This window comes from Actinoplanes sp. G11-F43, from assembly GCF_050589265.1.
Taxonomy (GTDB): Bacteria; Actinomycetota; Actinomycetes; order Mycobacteriales; family Micromonosporaceae; genus Actinoplanes.
Map to the genome: position 1 here is coordinate 133,890 of NZ_JBNZCE010000018.1, position 15,307 is coordinate 149,196.

The following is a 15,307-nucleotide window of genomic DNA, read 5'->3' on the forward strand; positions in this document are numbered from 1 at the left end:
GCGTGCTGCCCAGTCGGGGTATAGCCAGCACTACCTCCGCTGGTCGTCGAGGTAGTGCAGGACGGCGGTGACCCGGCGGTCGGCGCGGTCGTCCGGGGCCAGGCCGAGTTTGGCGAAGATGCTGCGGATGTGTTTGTGCACGGCCCCGTCGGTGACGACCAGCCGCTCCGCGATCGCCGAGTTGCCCAGGCCCTCGGCCATCAGGGCGAGCACGTCACGCTCGCGGGCGCTGAGCCGGCTGATCGGGCTGTCCGGGCGGGTGCGGGCCAGGAGCTGGCCGATCACCTCGGGGTCGACGGCCGTGCCACCGTCGGCGACCCGGTGCAGCGCGGCCATGAACTCGTCGACCCGGCCCACACGTTCCTTCAGCATGTATCCCAGGCGGGCCGAGCCGTGTGACAGCAGATCGGTGGCGAAGGCCTGCTCGACGTAGGCGGACAGCACCAGCACGGCCAGACCCGGCTGCCGTTTGCGGGCCTCGACGGCGGCCACGATGCCCTCGTCGGTGTGTGTCGGCGGCATCCGCACGTCGACGATCGCGACATCGGGCCGGTGCTCGCCGACCGCGGCGAGGAACGGGCCGGGCGAGTCGGTGGTGGCCACCACGTCCAGGCCCTCGGCCCGCAACAGCAGTGCCAGCCCCTCGCGCAGCAGGGCGTCGTCCTCAGCGATCACGATCCGCACGGCAGCTCCACGTCCATCCTGGTCGGCCCGCCGACCGGGCTCGACATCACGAAGCGGCCATCGTAGGCGGCCACCCGCTGCCGGATCCCGCCCAGCCCGCTGCCGCCGGTCTCGTCGGCGCCGCCCTTACCGTCGTCGGTGACGCTCAGCAGCAGCCGGTCACCGGCGCGCCGGACGGCCACCCGCGCCGACGTCGCCCCACTGTGCTTGGCCACGTTGGTCAGTGCCTCGGCCACCACGAAGTAGGCGGTCGCCTCCACCGACACCGCGCACCGGCCGGGCACATCGACCTCCAACGTGCACGGGACCGGGCAGCTCCCGGCCAGCCCGGCCAGCGCCCCGGACAGGCCGCGGTCGTCGAGCACCGGCGGGAGGATGCCGCGGACCACCGACCGCAGCTCGGCGAGGGCCTGCTCGGTGGCCTCCTGCGCGCGGTCCAGGATGTCGGCGACCGCGGCCGGGTTGCGCTGCTGGGCGCGCCGGGCGGCACCGATCATCACGTTCAGCGCGACGAGACGGTTCTGGGTGCCGTCGTGCAGCGAGCGCTCGATCCGGCGCAGCTCGACGGCGTGCGCGTCGAGGGCGGCGGCGCGGGTGGCGGTCAGCTCGGCGACCCGCAGGTTGAGGTCGACGCCGTCGGGTGGGGCGAGCAGCCGCCGGCCGGGCAGTGCCTGGAGCCGGGCGAGCGGCGGGCACAGGACCACGGTGAGGACGGCGAAGACCACGCCGATCGCCCAGACCACCGCGGCGTCGGCGAACCCGTCGATGCGCCACACCACGAAACCCGGGCCGCCCTCCTCGGGTGCCAGGGCGCGGAACCAGAGAGGGAACGACGCATACTCCACCGCGTAGACGGGCATCGAGATGCCGATCGCGCCGAGCAGCAGGCCGATGGTGCCGTGCCCGGTCATCCAGGCCGTCTCCCGCCGCACCGCCGGGTCGCGCAGCGCCTCGCGGGTGGTGGCGGGCAGCGGTGGTGGCCCGACCACCGGCGGGCCCCAGCGGGTGAGGCGGGCGCGCTCCCGGTCGGCGACCGCGCGGGTGATCCGGGGCACGGTCGGCGCGAGCAGCAGCCCGACGCCGAGCACCGACGCGGCGGCCACCAGCAGCGTCCAGGCCAGCGCGAGCAGCGCCAGAAGAGCGGTGCCGAGACCGCCGACGAGGTGTTCCAGTCCGTCGACGACCACGCGCAACCGCTCGATGAGTCGAGCCCGCCTGATCCGCATGCGTCAGACGATAATGAGCGGCCCGGGCCGGCACAGTAGCGCTGGCTATACCTTCATGAGTACATCCTGCGGGATGTTCCCGGCCGGCCCGGATTCGTAGCGTGGAACCCATGAACGACAACGCGAGACTTCGTCCGGTCCTCTGGGTGCTGCTGATCGTCGGGCTGGCCGCCAACGCGGTCGCCTCGATCACCGGCAACGAGTTCATCGGCGCCGGGTTCGGTCTGGTGGCCCTGGCCGCCGGCACCGGCCTCGCCGTCCACCACTACCGCTACCGCAGGCAATGAGCGAGCGTCCGCGGGCGGCTCAGCGCGGGAGTGTGCCCGCCGTCGATCTCGACCGGTGTCACCCCGAGCCGCTCCCGGGCGACCCGTCGCAGGTAGTCAGGCGGGAAGAGACGGTCGTCCCGGCAGATCACCACCCTCGTGGGTACGGCCGGCCACTCCCGCATCGGCGTGGGCTCGCCCAGCCGCGCCTCGGACTGCGCCCGGCCCCGGCGGCGCGCTTCGGCCTTCAGCTCGGCCGGCACGTCCTGGTAGAAGGGGTCGTCGGAGGACACGTCGACATAGCCGGTGTCGGTGAAGTAGTCGGTGACCGCCTCGCCCGGCGCGGGGATCATCGGCGCCACCAGCACCAGGCGGTCGACCGGCACCCGTTCGCAGACGAGTGGGGCGGTGAATCCGCCGAGCGACTGCCCGACGACGACCAGGCCGCCGGTCCGGTCGCCGATCGCCGTCACCACCGCGTCGGTGTATTCGGTCAGGCCCGCCGAGTCGTCGTCACAGGGCAGGTCCGGGGCGACGGTGTCGTGGCCGAGGGCGCGCAGTTCGGCCTCGACGAGATGCCAGTACCAGCCGACGTCACCGGCACCGTGGATCAGCACGAAGGTGGCCATCCCGCCACTCTAGGTTCCGTGCGGCGGGATCCGGTGGAGGTGGGGCGTGATCCAGCCGGTGGCCGGGGGCGGCGCCGGTCGTTCTCACGGCTGACGATCGATCTTGAGGTCGCGTTCCAGCTGGGTGATCGCGGTCCGCGGGTCGTCCAGCCGCTGGCTGATCACGATCCGGTCGAACCAGGGCGAGGGCCAGGAAGCCGCCGACACCGGGCAGGCTGCGCAGCAGTGCCGAGACGATGGTCCGCAGGCCGGGCGAGAACCGCACCAGCCGGACCACCCGCGCGATCCGGATCACCCGCAGGGTCGCCGCGTCACCGTGCAGGCCGGGCAGGAAGACCGCGGCGATGACGAGGAAGTCGAAGACGTTCCAGCCGTCACCCGCCGGACCGGTTCGGGCACCGCGGCGACCGCGACGGTGAGGTGGAGCGGAGATCAGCGGAGCTGGCCGGCCGACAGCCCGGCCTGGACCTGACGGTGGAAGAGCAGATAGCCGAACAGGACCGGCAGCATGGCGATGGTCATCCCGGCGAACAGGCCGCTGAAGTCGCCCTGATACCCCTCGTTGACGGCCAGCGCGGTCAGCCCCTGCGCCAGCACCCACCGGTCCTCGGCACCCTCGCCCTGCATCAGCACGATCGGCAGCACGTACTGGTTCCACTGGAACAGGAAGTTGAAGATGCCGACACTGATCAGCCCGGGACGTGCCATCGGCAGCATCACCCGGAAGAACAGCCCGAAGTGGCCGCACCCGTCGACCATGGCGGCTTCGGCGACCGTACCGGGAAGGGTCCGGAAGAACGCGGTCAGGAAGAACACCGTGAACGGCAGGGAGTACGCCGCGTACACCAGGGTCAGGCCGGGCAGGGTGCCGAGCAGCCCCAGGTTGCGGACCACGAAGAAGAGCGGCACCAGGGCCAGGAAGACCGGGAACATCATGCCGCCGACGAACGCGTAGTAGACGATCCGGTTGCCACGGAACTTGTAGCGGGCCAGCACGTACGCCGCCATCGCCCCGAACAGCATGGTCAGGGTGAGGGCGCCGGTGACCACCACGGCACTGTTCAGGAAGTACTGGCCGATGTGCGCCGACGTCCACGCGCGGGCCCAGTTCTCCCAGCGCAGCCGGGACGGCAGGCTCCACGGGTCGGTGAGGATCTCGTCGTCGCTCTTGAACGAGCTGAGCACCGCCCACACCAGCGGCAGTGTGGTGAGCAGCGCCCACACGGCCAGGAAGACGTGCGGGATCCGCTTCACAACTCGACCCGTTCACGCCGGGTGACCTGGAGGAACATCGCGGCCACGGTGAGCGTGAGGAAGAACATCGCGACACCGATGGCGCTGGCGTACCCGAACTGGCCGTCGCCGAAAGCGGTCTTGTAGAGCCGCAGGCCGACCACGTCGGACGAGGAGCTGGGGCCGCCGTCGGTGAGGATCTGCACGATGGCGAACCCGTCGATGGCGATGATCGCCAGGTAGACCCAGGCGACCTGGATGGTGTCCCAGAGCAGCGGCACGGTGATCCGGACCAGGGTGGTCAGCCGGTCCGCGCCGTCGAGCGCCGCCGCCTCGTACAACTCGCGGGGTATGGCCTGCATGGCGGCGCTGAACAGGACGACGTAGAAGCCGACGTTCATCCAGATCAGGACGGTCAGCACACACCAGAACGCGAATCGTGGATCACCGAGCCAGGCCATCGCGAGGCCGTCGAGGCCCACGCCCCGGAGCAGGCCGTTGATCATGCCGGTGTGCGGGGCGTACATCTCCTTCCACAGGACTCCGATGATCGCCACCGAGAGCACCTGGGGGAAGAAGAAGACAACCCGGTAAAGACCCGCGCCGCGTACGCCGTGAACCGTGATCATCGACGCGAAGAAGAGCCCGAGCAGGATCGTCACCACCGGCAGGATCACCAGCAGCAGGCCGTTGTGGGAGAGCGCGTTCCAGAAGTAGCCGTCGCCGAGCAGCCGCCGGAAATTGTCCAGGCCGACGAACTCGAACGTCGGAGACAGCCCGCTCCAGTTCGTGCCGGCGATCTGGAAGGCCTGCGCGTACGGCGAGACCACGAACAGCCCGTACAGCAGGATCGGCGGGATCAGGAACGTGACGATGAACAGTCGCCGCACGTCAGGTCCGCTTGTACTTCTTGATCGCCGGGTCCCGGGCGAACTCGTCGGCCGACTTCTGCACGGTGTCGCACCACTGGGCGGCGTTGATCCGTTTGGCGAACAGTTCGGCGCAGGCCCCGTCGACCCGTTCCCGTTCGAGCTTGCGGTAGTACGAGTTGTACAGCCAGGTGAAAGCGCCGCCGTCGGACGCCTCGATCAACTCGGTGACCGAGGTGAGCCCGGGGCCCAGCGACAGGCCGGCGCTGGAGCCCCGCACGCAGGTCAGGCTGCTGACCCGGCGGGTGAAGTCGGAGGCGCCGGCCTGCGACAGCATGACCCGCAGATACTCCAGTCCACCGCGCACGTTCCTGCCCTTGGCGGGCACGATGAAGGGCTCGCTGCCGGTGCCGCGGAATGTCTCGTACGGCAATCTGTCCGATTTTGTCAACGACGGCGTCGGGGCGACCGCCATCCGGAAGTCCGGCGGGGTGACGGCTTTCTGCTCGTTCTCCAGCCAGGAGCCGCAGGACAGGAAGGCGGCGTTGCCCCGGCACCATTCGGTCTGCGATTGGACGTGGTCCATGCCGGCGGCGCCCGGTTGCAGGAATCCGTCCACCGCGAGCTGGTAATACGCCTCCGCGGCGGCGACGACGGCCGGGTTCTTCCAGGCGTTCGGTTCGAGATTGTCGATGGCCAGGATCACCTCGGGGCCGCCGAGTTTGGCCGCCGCGGCCAGGATCGGCCAGCTCATGTAACGCGAGTGCTTGCCCGGATAGGTCCACGGAGCGATGCCCGCCGCCTTGATCGTCCTACAGAGATTGATCATCTCGTCCCAGGTCTTCGGATACTCCCAGCCGCGGGATTCGAACAGCTTGCGGGAGTACCAGATGCCGTAGGCCGAATAGGCGTAATTCAAGGACAGGAATCTGCCGTCGTACGATCCCACGTCCACGATTCCGGGCAGCAGAGTGTCGCGAACCTTCTTCGCCGGGTCGTCGAGACTCGGGGCGTCGAGCAGTTCACCCAGGTCGGCGAGCGCGTTCTGGGCCACCAGGCCGTTGAAGTCGATCTGGCTGCCGCCGGAGTTGTTCACCACGTCCGGCGGGTCACCGGCCACGAACCGGGGTTGCAGCGTCTCGGCGATCTGCTGGGTGGCCGAGTGCTTGATCTGCGCCTTCGGATACCGCTGCCGGTACATCTCCTGGTGCGCCTTGGCGTAGTCCTCCCCGAACCCGCCGTTGAAGATCACCACCTCGAGGGCGGCGTCGTCCTTCACCCCCAGCGGGTTCGCCGCGCTGGTCTCACCCTTGGCGCCGTCGGTGTCACCGCCGCCACCGCCCATCGCGCAGCCGCCGAGGACACCGGCCGTGCCGAGAAGCAGGCCACGCCGGCCGATCGCAGATGACATGTTCAGGTCCGATCCGGTTGAAGGGTCCATCCGTCAGTCCGATCCCGGCCGGCGGGCCCAGCCGTCGGTCCGATCCGGTTGACGGGTCCAGCCGTCGGCCCGATCCGGTTGACGGGTCCAGCCGTCGGCCGACTCCACCGCGCCGAGGCCGGCCACCAGAACCCCACGTCCCTGGGAGGCCGCGTCGGTGCGATAGGAGAAACGCAGGACCGTCCCCGGCGGTACGCCCGGATCAGCCGTCCACCAGTGCCGTCCCCCGAACCCGCTCAGAGTTTCCGCGGTGATCGTCTCCCGCCCGGACCGCAGTATGAGAGACACCGGTGCCCATGTCCGCCCGTCGGTGGTGGACTCGATGGTCAGGTGGTCGACGGTGGGCTCGGTGTCGTACCACAGTAGGAGGTCTCCCCGGCCCAGGCGTGCGGTGAGTGTCATGACCGCCCCGTCCTGCAGGTCGGTCCGCCACGTCCGCGCTTCCGCCCGCTCCTTCTCCCCCGCCGCCGGTGCCGTCGCGGCCTCCCCCACCGCTGGCACCGCCGCGACCTCCCCCACCACTGGCACCGCCGCGACCTCCCCCACCGCAGGCACCGCCGCGACCTCCCCCACCGCAGGCACCGCCGCGACCTCCCCCACCGCCGGTGCCGTCTCCGCCTCTACCGCCGTCGCCGTTCCCGTCTCCTGCTGCTTTTCCCTCGCCGGGCCGGCGATCGGGTGCGCGGCGGCGAAGGCCCTGGCCAGCGCCCGGCGGGCCGCGTTGTTGGTGCCCCACGCCCGGTCCGGATGCACCCGGTTGCTGAGCAGGACGAGGAACGAACGGTCGAGCGGATCGATGACGACCGAGGTCCCGGTGAACCCGGTGTGCCCGAAGGTGAACGGGGACGTCATACCGTCCATGTACCAGTGTTTGGCCAGCTCGAAGCCGAGCCCACGGCTCGCCTCCGGGTACTGCGCCAGCAGATCGGCGTTGTAGTTCACCAGCGCCCGGCGGATCATCCGCTCGGACAGGATTCTCATACCCCGGTACACCCCGCCGTTGAGCAGGGTCTGACAGAGGATCGCCAGGTCGTCGACGGTGGAGAAGACCCCGGCATGACCGGCCACTCCACCCAGGGACCAGGCGTTCTCGTCGTGGACCTGACCGCGGACCATACCCCTGCCGACGTACGGCTGATACTCGGTGGCGGCGACCCGGTCGGTGATCGGCGGGTTGTATCCGGTGTCATGCATCCGCAACGGCCCGGTCACCCCGGCCCGGACGGCCTCGTCGAGTGGTCTACCGGTGGCCCGTTCGGCGATCACTCCGAGCACGATCAGGCCGATGTCGGAGTAGACGTACTGATTACCGGGCGTAGTCCCGGCGGTGACCGGCGTGCGCAAAGCGGCGGCTAGCCGTAGCTCAGGCGTGGAATGAAGGGAGTAGAACGGGAGGAAAGCCGGCAAACCCGAGGTGTGAGTGAGCAGGTGACGCACAGTGACCCCGGCGGTCGGGAACTCCGGCACATATCTGGTGACCGGCGCCTCCAGCTCCACCCGGCCCTTCTCCACCTGCTGCAGTACGACGATCGTGGTGAACAGTTTGGAGATCGACGCGACGTCCCACAGCGTGTCCACCCGGGCCGGAACCCGCCGCTCCGGAGGCAGTTCGCTGGCCGGTGAGGCGTAGCGGACCGCGTCCCCGACAGCGAACCGGGACACCACCACCCCGTTGCGGGCGGCCAGCACCGTCGCACCCGCGTACGTGGGGTGATCGGGATGATCCTCCGTAGGCCTCAGGTATGACGCGGCGATCGCGGGCAGGGCCTCGACCGGGCCGGCCAGCAGTCCGGCCTGGCGGGGGCTACCCGGGCGGAGCACCTCCGGCCGGACCATGGCGGCGGCCGGCGCGGGAGCACCGGCGACCAGTCCGGCCACCACGCCGTACACCACGAACCGCAACTTGATCATCAACGCCTCTCAATACGCCGACCTGTCGAGGATGAATGTTTCCTTCACGACTCGCAAGAGGAGTGAAGGTTATTGCCATCCGGCGGGCACCCGGCTACCTTCCGACATCATGCGAACGCATACGGTCGCTTTCCTCGCCGTCGCCGCTTTGGGGGTCGTGATCCCCGCCCCGGTGGCCGCGAAGCCCAACCCGGTGGACGCGCTACTCGCGGGGATGACGCTGCCGGAGAAGGTCGGCCAGCTGTTCAGCACCTACGTCTACGGCAGCGAGGCGACCAGTCCCTCAACCGAGAACCAGCGGTTGTACGGGGTCAGCACCCCCGCCGAAGTGGTGGCCAAATACCACCTCGGCGGCATCGTCTACTTCTCCTGGACGAACAGTCTGCAGAACCCGCGCCAGATCGCCGGCCTCAGCAACGGTCTGCAGAAGGCGGCCGGCCGGATACCGCTCTCCATCTCCACCGACCAGGAGCACGGCGTCGTCACCCGGATGCCCGCCCCGGCCACCCGTTTTCCCGGTGGGATGCCTCTCGGCGCCGGCCGCAGCCCGTCCGACGCCTACCGGACCGGGCAGGTCACCGGCACCGAACTGCGCGCGGTCGGCATCCGGCAGGCCTGGGCCCCGGTCGCCGACGTCAACGTGAACCCGGCCAACCCGGTGATCGGGGTCCGCTCGTTCAGCAGCGACCCGCCCCTGGCCGGCACCCTCACCGCGAGCCAGATCCACGGTTTCCAGCGCGGCGCCGGGATCTCCGCCTCCGCCAAGCACTTCCCCGGGCACGGCGACACCGCCACCGACAGCCACACCGGACTGCCCGTCATCAACCACACCAGGCAGGAGTGGCAGCGGATCGACGCGCCACCGTTCCGGGCCGCGATCACCGCCGGCGCCGACACGATCATGAGCGCGCACATCGTGGTGCCCGCGCTCGATGCGTCCGGCGACCCGGCCACGCTGTCGAAACCGATCATCACCGGGCTGCTGCGCGGCGAACTCGGTTACCGCGGCGTGATCGTCTCCGACTCGCTGGAGATGGCCGGTGTGCGGGAGAAATACGGCGATGAGCGGGTGCCGGTGCTGGCCCTGAAAGCCGGGATCGACGTGCTGCTCATGCCACCGACCCTGGAACTGGCCGTCGACGCGGTGCTCGGCGCGGTGGCCGGCGGGGAGCTCACCGAGTCGCGCATCGACGAGTCGGTGCGCCGGATCCTCGCTCTCAAGCAGAAGCGTGGCCTGCTCACGTGGACCCCCGTCGACCCGGACGTGGCCGAGCGGGTGGTCGGGGCGGCGGCCCACCGGCGTACCGCTCAAGCCGTCACCGACCGCACGGTGACCGCTCTGCGCAACGACGCCGGCCTGCTCCCCTACCGCGCGGCGGAGAAGAAGGTCCTGGTCACCGGATGGACCTCCAGCACGTACGACACCCTGCCGGTGCTGGCCCGGGAACTCGGCGCCACCGCCCTGCCCACACCCACCCCGGAGCAGGCGGCGGACGCGGCCCGTGCGCACGACCTGACCGTGGTGCTCAGCAACGGCGGGCAGCAGGCGCTGGTCGCGGCCCTGATCGCCACCGGGCAGCCGGTCGTGGTGGTGGCCGTCCGTAATCCGCACGATCTCACCACGCTGCCCGGCGTCACCACCTGTCTCGCCACCTACGGCTACACGGATGTCTCGATGCGATCGCTCGCCAAGGCCCTGACCGGAGTCATACCACCGCGCGGAAAGCTTCCCGTGGCCATACCGGGGTATCACCCGTACGGCCATGGCCTGTCCTGGGGGGTGAAGTGAACCGCCGGGCGCTGCTGGCCGGCGGGGCGGGAGTCCTGATGCCGGTCCCGGTGAGCGTCGGCAGGCCACTGCGGACCGGCTTGGAGAAGCTCGCGGACGACGGATGGGCCGCCGTCCGCGGGACACGTGTCGGTGTCGTCTCCAACCCGACCGGTGTGGATCGCGATTACCGGCACCTCGTCGACCGGATGCACGCCGACGGGGTCACCATCGGCGGGATCTTCGGCCCGGAACACGGTTTCCGAGGTTCGGCGCAGGCCGGCGGCTCGGAGGGCACCGGCACCGACGCCCGCACCGGGCTGACCGTCTATGACGCCTACCTGGCCGATCAGGCCAAGTGGGAGCGGATGTTCACCGCGGCCGGGGTGCGTACCGTCGTCTTCGACATCCAGGACGTGGGCGCCCGGTTCTACACCTACATCTACACGCTGTACGACTCGATGGCCGCCGCCGCCCGCCTAGGCCTGCGGTATGTGGTCCTGGACCGCCCCAACCCGGCCGGCGGCGGGTGTCACGGCCCGATGATGACCGACGGGTACACCTCAGGCGTAGGCCGCCTCAAGATCGTGCAGCAGCACGGGATGACGGTGGGTGAACTGGCCCGCTTCTACAACGGCGAGTTCCTGTCCGGTCGAGCCGACCTGACCGTGATCAGATGCGAGGGCTGGCACGGGCGCATGTTCGGCCGCGACCTGAATCTGCCGTGGGTGCCGCCCAGCCCGAACATGCCCACTCCCGACACCGCCCTGGTGTACCCCGGAACCGGCATGTTCGAGGGGGTGGCAGCGCTCTCCGAGGGGCGCGGCACCACCCTGCCGTTCGAACTGATCGGCGGCCCCGGCTTCGACTACCGCTGGGGCGACCGGCTGTCCGCGCTGGACCTGCCCGGGGTCCGGTTCCGCGAGGCGTACTTCACGCCCACGTTCAACAAGTTCGCCAACCAGCTGTGCGCGGGCGTAGAGGTCAAAGTCATCGACCCGATGGTGTACGACCCCATCCGCACCGCCGTGGCCATGCTGGTGGAGGCGCGCCGCTCGCCGGCGTTCAGCTGGCGGGTGGACGGCGGCACCCGCTATTTCATCGACCTGCTGACCGGTTCCCCCCGCCTGCGCACCATGATCGACGCCGGGGCCGGCACCGCCGAGGTGACCGGCGCGTGGACGACCGAACTGGCCACGTTCGACCGCCGTCGCCGCCGCTACCTCCTCTACTCCCGGCCAGGCTCATAGTGGCCGGCCCGCACCACCCGGCCACGACGCCGACGGATCGCGCTCTCCTACCGTCCCGGTCCGCGTTCGACCGCGCCTTCCTCCCGGCTCACCCGCCACCGGATCGCGCTTTCCCACCGGCCCGGTTTCCGGCGGGCCACCCTCTTCTCCCGGTTCGGCGTTCAGCCGGTCAACCGGGTATGGATCACCGGCGACACGGGGGCGCCGGTGATCCAGGAGAGGGCCAGGGCGGCGGCCCCGGCGGCGCCGTCACGCGCCTGCCGGGGCTCGGCGCCGGTGCGGGCCAGCAGGCCCGCGCGCACCTGCCGGGCGACCGGACCGGGGTTGAGCAGCACCGAACCGGCCAGCACCACGACCGCGCCGGGTGGCGGCCCAGCGCTGTCGAAGGTGTGCAGGAGGCGACCGGTGGCCGCGGCACAGATCCGCGCGGCCACCGCGTCGTCCCGCTCGGCGGCAGCACTCACCGCGGGCGCGAACCGGCCCAACTCAGCCGGCGGCACCGCAAAGGTGGCCGCGATCAACGCCTGCGCCGTCTCCTCACGGGCGGCCCCCTTCTCCGGGATCGCGCTCGCCGTACCGTCCGCCCCTTCCCTTCGGCCGCCGGGCGTCGGCTCGCGGACGCCATCGCAAGCCGCTGCGACGCTGTCTCCGGGTACCGGCGCGAAGCCTCCACCGGATGTCGTCGCGGCGTATCCGGCAGACTTCGACAGGAAGTGTTCGGCGGCTGCCTCGACCAGGGATGTCGGCTCGCCGCGGCCGTCCAAGGCGGCCAGTGCCGCCCGCAGCGCACGTACCGCGATCCACACCGCGGAACCCTCGTCGCCGAGCAGCCAGCCGTAACCGTCGCACCGCCGTTCCAGGACGCCGTCGCTGAACCGGGCGGCCAGCGCTCCCGTCCCGGACAGCAGCAGCACGCCGTTCGGCTCCGGTGTGCCGGCCGCGAACGCCACCTCCAGGTCGGTGACGGTCGTCAGCCGGCCGGTCAGGCCGGCCGCCCGCCAGGCCGTCTCCGCCGCCTCCCGGAAGGCCGCCCGCCCGGCACCCGACGACCCGGCCGCGCCGAGGACACCGGCCACGATCGCGCCTCGGTCGAGCAGGCCCGGACGCCTCGGCGACTCCAGCGACCCCGGCGACCACCGCGGTCCCGGGGATCCCACGGAATCCAGCGCCTCGGTGATCGCCGTGGTCAGGATCGTGCTCACCGCGCCGCCGCTGCTGTTGCGGTTCGCGCCTCCGGCTGTGCCGCGGCCCACCACTGTGCCGTCGATCGTCGTGATCACGCAGCGGGTCGTGGTGGCGCCCGCGTCGACTCCGATGACCATCGCCGTACCCATGAATGAAGAATATTGACGATCTGCGGCGAGCAAAGGAAAGTTTTCTCCATGACTGACCGGAAGCGCGGCACGGCCGCCACGGTGATCCGTGCGCGCGGGCTGTTGCCGTCCCTCTCCCCGGCTGAGCAGCGGGTCGCCCAGGTGATCATCGACGAGGCGGGTGGTGCGGCCCGGCTGACCATCACCGATCTCGCCGAGCGGGCCGGCTCCAGCGAGACCACGGTGATCCGGTTCTGCCGGGCGATGGGCTTCAACGGCTACTCCGAACTGCGGCTCACCCTGGCCTCCGAGTCGGGCGGCCACTCCGGCCCGGCCGAGCAGCCGGGCAGCGACATCAGCCCCGGTGACAGCCTCGCCGAGGTGGTCGAGAAGATCGCCTTCGCGGATGCCCGCGCCGTTGAGGAAACCGCCTCCCAGATCGACGTCGCGGTGCTCGAACAGGTCGTCGACGTGGTCGCCGCGGCCCGCCGGGTGGACATCTACGGGGTGGGCGCGAGCGCGTTCGTGGCCGCCGACTTCCAGCACAAGCTGCACCGGATCGGCCGGGTGGCGTTCGCCTGGAGCGACACCCACGTGGCGTTGAGCAGCGCCGCCCTGCTGGACGAGCGGGACGTCGCGTTCGCCATCTCGCACACCGGCGCCACCAGTGACACGGTGGACGCGTTCACCGAGGCCCGGCGGCACGGCGCGCGGACGGTGGCGCTGACCAACTTCCCGAAGTCACCGATCGCCTCGGTGGCCGATCTGGTGCTGACCACCGCGGCTCGGGAAACCACATTCCGGTCAGGCGCGATGTCCAGCCGGCTGGCCCAGCTCACCGTGGTCGACTGTGTGTTCGTGGGGGTGGCCCAGCGCACCTATCAGGAGACGAGGACGGCGCTGGACGCCACGTACACCGCGGTCCGTGATCGCCGTCTGCACCCGGAGCGTCCCGGCCCCGATCGGAGGCGCCCGTGAGGCCCGTCGACAACCCGCTCCTGCCCCAGACCGCCTCCCCCTCGCTGGAAGAACGAATCCCGTTGCCACACCCGGAAAACGCCCTCTCCCGCACCGAGCAGCGCAATCCGCGCAGCACCGACCTGGACCGCCTGTCCACACCCGACCTGCTGCGCCTGATCAACTCGGAGGACTGCCGGGTCCCGGAGGCGGTGGCCGAGGTGTTACCGCAGGTAGCCGCCGCGGTGGAACTGGCGGTGACCGCCCTGTCCTCGGGCAACCGGGTGCACTATGTCGGGGCGGGCACGTCGGGCCGGATCGCGGTGCTCGACGCGGCCGAGCTGATCCCCACCTTCGGCCTGACCCCCGATCGGGTGGTGGCGCACATCGCCGGTGGCATTCCGGCGCTGACCGGGCCGTCCGAGACGGCTGAGGACGATGAGGACGCCGGTTCCGCGGTGGTGGCGGAGGTCGAGGCGGGAGACGTGGTCGTCGGTGTCACAGCCAGCGGCCGTACGCCGTACGTCCGCGCTGCCCTGACCACCGCCCGCGCGAAAGGCGCCCGGACCGTCCTGATCTCCGCCAACCCGGCGTCCCCGATCGCCCCGCTGGTGGACGTGCACATCGCCCCCGACACCGGCCCGGAGGTGCTGACCGGTTCGACGCGGATGAAGGCGGGCACCGCCCAGAAGCTGATCCTGAACGCCTTCTCCACGGCGACGATGGTCCGCCTGGGCCGCACCTACTCCAACCTGATGACCGACATGCTGGCCACCAACGCGAAACTGAAGGACCGCCAGCTCCGCATCCTGGCCGAGGCGAGCGGCGCCGGCCAGCCCGAATGCCGCAGGGCCCTGCTGGCCGCCGACGGCGACGCGAAGGTGGCCCTGCTGACCCTGCTGTCCGGCACCGCCCCGGACACCGCGGCCCGGGCCCTGGCCGTCACCGAGGGCCACGTGACCCGGGCCCTGCGCCTACTGACGGTCACTACCCCCTGAGCGATCCGGCTCCGGGCCGTCCGGTCACGCCAAGGCCCGGAGCAGCAGTTCGCGGATCTCCGCCGCGGCCTGGTCGGTGAGTTCGGTCAGGGCGAACGAGGTGGCCCACAGCCCGTGCCCGGTGTCGAGTTTCGCCGCCGACGAGAAGCCGAACGTCGAGTAGCGTTCCTTGTCCCCCAGGCCACTACGGAAAAAGCACAAAACCTTGCCATTGCGGGCGTACGCCGGCTGCCCGTACCACAATTTCGGCGCCAACTCGGGCACCGTCCCGGTGACCAGCGCGTGCAGCCCCTCGGCCAGCCCCCGGTCCGGCTCCGGCATCGCCGCGATCTTGTCCAGCACGTCCTGGGCCTCAGCCGCCGCCTTCTCCGCGGCCTTCCCCCGCCGCCCGGCAGTCTTCAGCTCGGTCGCCCGCTCCTTGATCGCGGCCCGCTCCGCAGCCGAGAACCCGTCCTCCGACGCCATCTACCTCACCATCCCCTTCGCCAGATGATCACGCCTCCCACGCTATCCACCCCCGCCGCCCCGAACCTTCTCGATTCCTGATAGATCCACGCGCCCTGACCGTCAGCAGTCACCGAGAGGCACCTTCTCCTCGACCGCCTTCCCCGCCGCCGACCACCAATCCCGCGATCTTGGTCGCCTTTCCACCGAGCCGAGCCTTGTCCTTCGCTGCCGGATCACTCGCGCCAATCCCCACGTGGGCCCCAGCTGCGATCTTGAAGGATTGATCGACCATCGGGTCCGGTGGTCGATCAATCC

15 protein-coding genes and 1 pseudogene are annotated in these 15,307 nt (G+C 70.6%); 5 read left to right on the plus strand and 11 right to left on the minus strand.

All coding sequences use genetic code 11. The features are described from left to right. Positions 1–30: 30 nt before the first annotated feature. Both ACQ0O7_RS22540 and ACQ0O7_RS22545 read right to left on the minus strand, forming a co-directional pair. Entirely contained in the window at positions 31–684 is a 654-nt protein-coding gene (locus ACQ0O7_RS22540; protein WP_430784142.1) for a response regulator, read from the minus strand. Continuing rightward, complete coding sequence (locus ACQ0O7_RS22545) at positions 672–1,910, minus strand: sensor histidine kinase (protein WP_430784143.1); 1,239 nt, start codon at positions 1,908–1,910, stop codon at positions 672–674. Before ACQ0O7_RS22545 ends, ACQ0O7_RS22540 begins: the two co-directional genes overlap by 13 nt. A gap of 110 nt (positions 1,911–2,020) precedes the next feature. Between ACQ0O7_RS22545 and ACQ0O7_RS22550 the strand changes: the two genes are divergently transcribed. Further along, positions 2,021–2,197 (plus strand): hypothetical protein, encoded by a 177-nt coding sequence (locus tag ACQ0O7_RS22550; RefSeq protein ID WP_430784144.1) that lies wholly within the window; start codon positions 2,021–2,023, stop codon positions 2,195–2,197. Here ACQ0O7_RS22550 and ACQ0O7_RS22555 read toward each other — a convergent pair. The 7 genes and pseudogenes from ACQ0O7_RS22555 to ACQ0O7_RS22585 all read right to left on the minus strand — a co-directional run bounded on the left by ACQ0O7_RS22555 (position 2,182) and on the right by ACQ0O7_RS22585 (position 8,259). Continuing rightward, positions 2,182–2,805 carry an alpha/beta fold hydrolase gene (locus ACQ0O7_RS22555; RefSeq protein WP_430784145.1) on the minus strand — a complete coding sequence of 208 codons (624 nt, stop codon included), beginning with the start codon at positions 2,803–2,805 and terminating at the stop codon, positions 2,182–2,184. The two genes, ACQ0O7_RS22550 and ACQ0O7_RS22555, sit on opposite strands and share 16 nt — an antisense overlap. Positions 2,806–2,889: 84 nt before the next feature. Continuing rightward, positions 2,890–3,012 (minus strand): hypothetical protein, encoded by a 123-nt coding sequence (locus ACQ0O7_RS22560; protein ID WP_430784252.1) that lies wholly within the window; start codon positions 3,010–3,012, stop codon positions 2,890–2,892. Positions 3,013–3,043: 31 nt separating this feature from the next. After that, positions 3,044–3,241 (minus strand): annotated as a pseudogene (locus ACQ0O7_RS22565) (ion transporter); the annotation flags it as partial. Beyond that, on the minus strand, positions 3,238–4,050 hold the full coding sequence (locus tag ACQ0O7_RS22570) for a carbohydrate ABC transporter permease (RefSeq protein WP_430784250.1): 813 nt from the start codon (positions 4,048–4,050) through the stop codon (positions 3,238–3,240). The pseudogene ACQ0O7_RS22565 and the gene ACQ0O7_RS22570, both read right to left, overlap by 4 nt. Before the next feature lie 5 nt (positions 4,051–4,055). Beyond that, the gene (locus tag ACQ0O7_RS22575; protein WP_430784146.1) at positions 4,056–4,928 is read right to left on the minus strand and encodes a carbohydrate ABC transporter permease; all 873 of its coding nucleotides are present in this window, start codon (positions 4,926–4,928) and stop codon (positions 4,056–4,058) included. 1 nt (position 4,929) lies between these two features. Continuing rightward, positions 4,930–6,318, minus strand: a complete 1,389-nt coding sequence (ngcE, locus tag ACQ0O7_RS22580; protein WP_430784147.1) for an N-acetylglucosamine/diacetylchitobiose ABC transporter substrate-binding protein — start codon at positions 6,316–6,318, stop codon at positions 4,930–4,932. A 33-nt stretch (positions 6,319–6,351) separates the two neighbouring features. Then, positions 6,352–8,259: a serine hydrolase gene (locus ACQ0O7_RS22585; RefSeq protein WP_430784148.1), complete on the minus strand. Its 1,908-nt coding sequence runs from the start codon at positions 8,257–8,259 to the stop codon at positions 6,352–6,354. Positions 8,260–8,368: 109 nt separating this feature from the next. On the opposite strand from ACQ0O7_RS22585, the gene ACQ0O7_RS22590 reads away from it, so the two are divergent. After that, positions 8,369–10,048 (plus strand): glycoside hydrolase family 3 protein, encoded by a 1,680-nt coding sequence (locus ACQ0O7_RS22590; protein WP_430784149.1) that lies wholly within the window; start codon positions 8,369–8,371, stop codon positions 10,046–10,048. Then, positions 10,045–11,277 (plus strand): exo-beta-N-acetylmuramidase NamZ family protein, encoded by a 1,233-nt coding sequence (locus tag ACQ0O7_RS22595; RefSeq protein ID WP_430784150.1) that lies wholly within the window; start codon positions 10,045–10,047, stop codon positions 11,275–11,277. Before ACQ0O7_RS22590 ends, ACQ0O7_RS22595 begins: the two co-directional genes overlap by 4 nt. A 161-nt stretch (positions 11,278–11,438) precedes the next feature. On the opposite strand, the gene ACQ0O7_RS22600 is transcribed toward ACQ0O7_RS22595, so the two are convergent. Next, entirely contained in the window at positions 11,439–12,611 is a 1,173-nt protein-coding gene (locus ACQ0O7_RS22600) for an N-acetylglucosamine kinase (RefSeq protein ID WP_430784151.1), read from the minus strand. 48 nt (positions 12,612–12,659) lie between these two features. Between ACQ0O7_RS22600 and ACQ0O7_RS22605 the strand changes: the two genes are divergently transcribed. Further along, complete coding sequence (locus ACQ0O7_RS22605) at positions 12,660–13,568, plus strand: MurR/RpiR family transcriptional regulator (protein ID WP_430784152.1); 909 nt, start codon at positions 12,660–12,662, stop codon at positions 13,566–13,568. Continuing rightward, positions 13,565–14,545: an N-acetylmuramic acid 6-phosphate etherase gene (gene murQ / locus ACQ0O7_RS22610; protein WP_430784153.1), complete on the plus strand. Its 981-nt coding sequence runs from the start codon at positions 13,565–13,567 to the stop codon at positions 14,543–14,545. Before ACQ0O7_RS22605 ends, murQ begins: the two co-directional genes overlap by 4 nt. 24 nt (positions 14,546–14,569) lie before the next feature. On the opposite strand, the gene ACQ0O7_RS22615 is transcribed toward murQ, so the two are convergent. Further along, on the minus strand, positions 14,570–15,010 hold the full coding sequence (locus ACQ0O7_RS22615) for an iron chaperone (protein WP_430784154.1): 441 nt from the start codon (positions 15,008–15,010) through the stop codon (positions 14,570–14,572). Positions 15,011–15,307: the final 297 nt, after the last annotated feature.

Bases quoted from the DNA above. Each gene is read 5' to 3' on its own strand.
- ACQ0O7_RS22550 (WP_430784144.1), top strand. From the start codon at position 2,021: ATGAACGACAACGCGAGACTTCGTCCGGTCCTCTGGGTGCTGCTGATC.
- ACQ0O7_RS22545 (WP_430784143.1), bottom strand. From the start codon at position 1,910: ATGCGGATCAGGCGGGCTCGACTCATCGAGCGGTTGCGCGTGGTCGTC.
- ACQ0O7_RS22605 (WP_430784152.1), top strand. From the start codon at position 12,660: ATGACTGACCGGAAGCGCGGCACGGCCGCCACGGTGATCCGTGCGCGC.
- ACQ0O7_RS22600 (WP_430784151.1), bottom strand. From the start codon at position 12,611: ATGGGTACGGCGATGGTCATCGGAGTCGACGCGGGCGCCACCACGACC.
- ACQ0O7_RS22555 (WP_430784145.1), bottom strand. From the start codon at position 2,805: ATGGCCACCTTCGTGCTGATCCACGGTGCCGGTGACGTCGGCTGGTAC.
- ngcE (WP_430784147.1), bottom strand. From the start codon at position 6,318: ATGTCATCTGCGATCGGCCGGCGTGGCCTGCTTCTCGGCACGGCCGGT.
- ACQ0O7_RS22615 (WP_430784154.1), bottom strand. From the start codon at position 15,010: ATGGCGTCGGAGGACGGGTTCTCGGCTGCGGAGCGGGCCGCGATCAAG.
- ACQ0O7_RS22590 (WP_430784149.1), top strand. From the start codon at position 8,369: ATGCGAACGCATACGGTCGCTTTCCTCGCCGTCGCCGCTTTGGGGGTC.
- ACQ0O7_RS22585 (WP_430784148.1), bottom strand. From the start codon at position 8,259: ATGATCAAGTTGCGGTTCGTGGTGTACGGCGTGGTGGCCGGACTGGTC.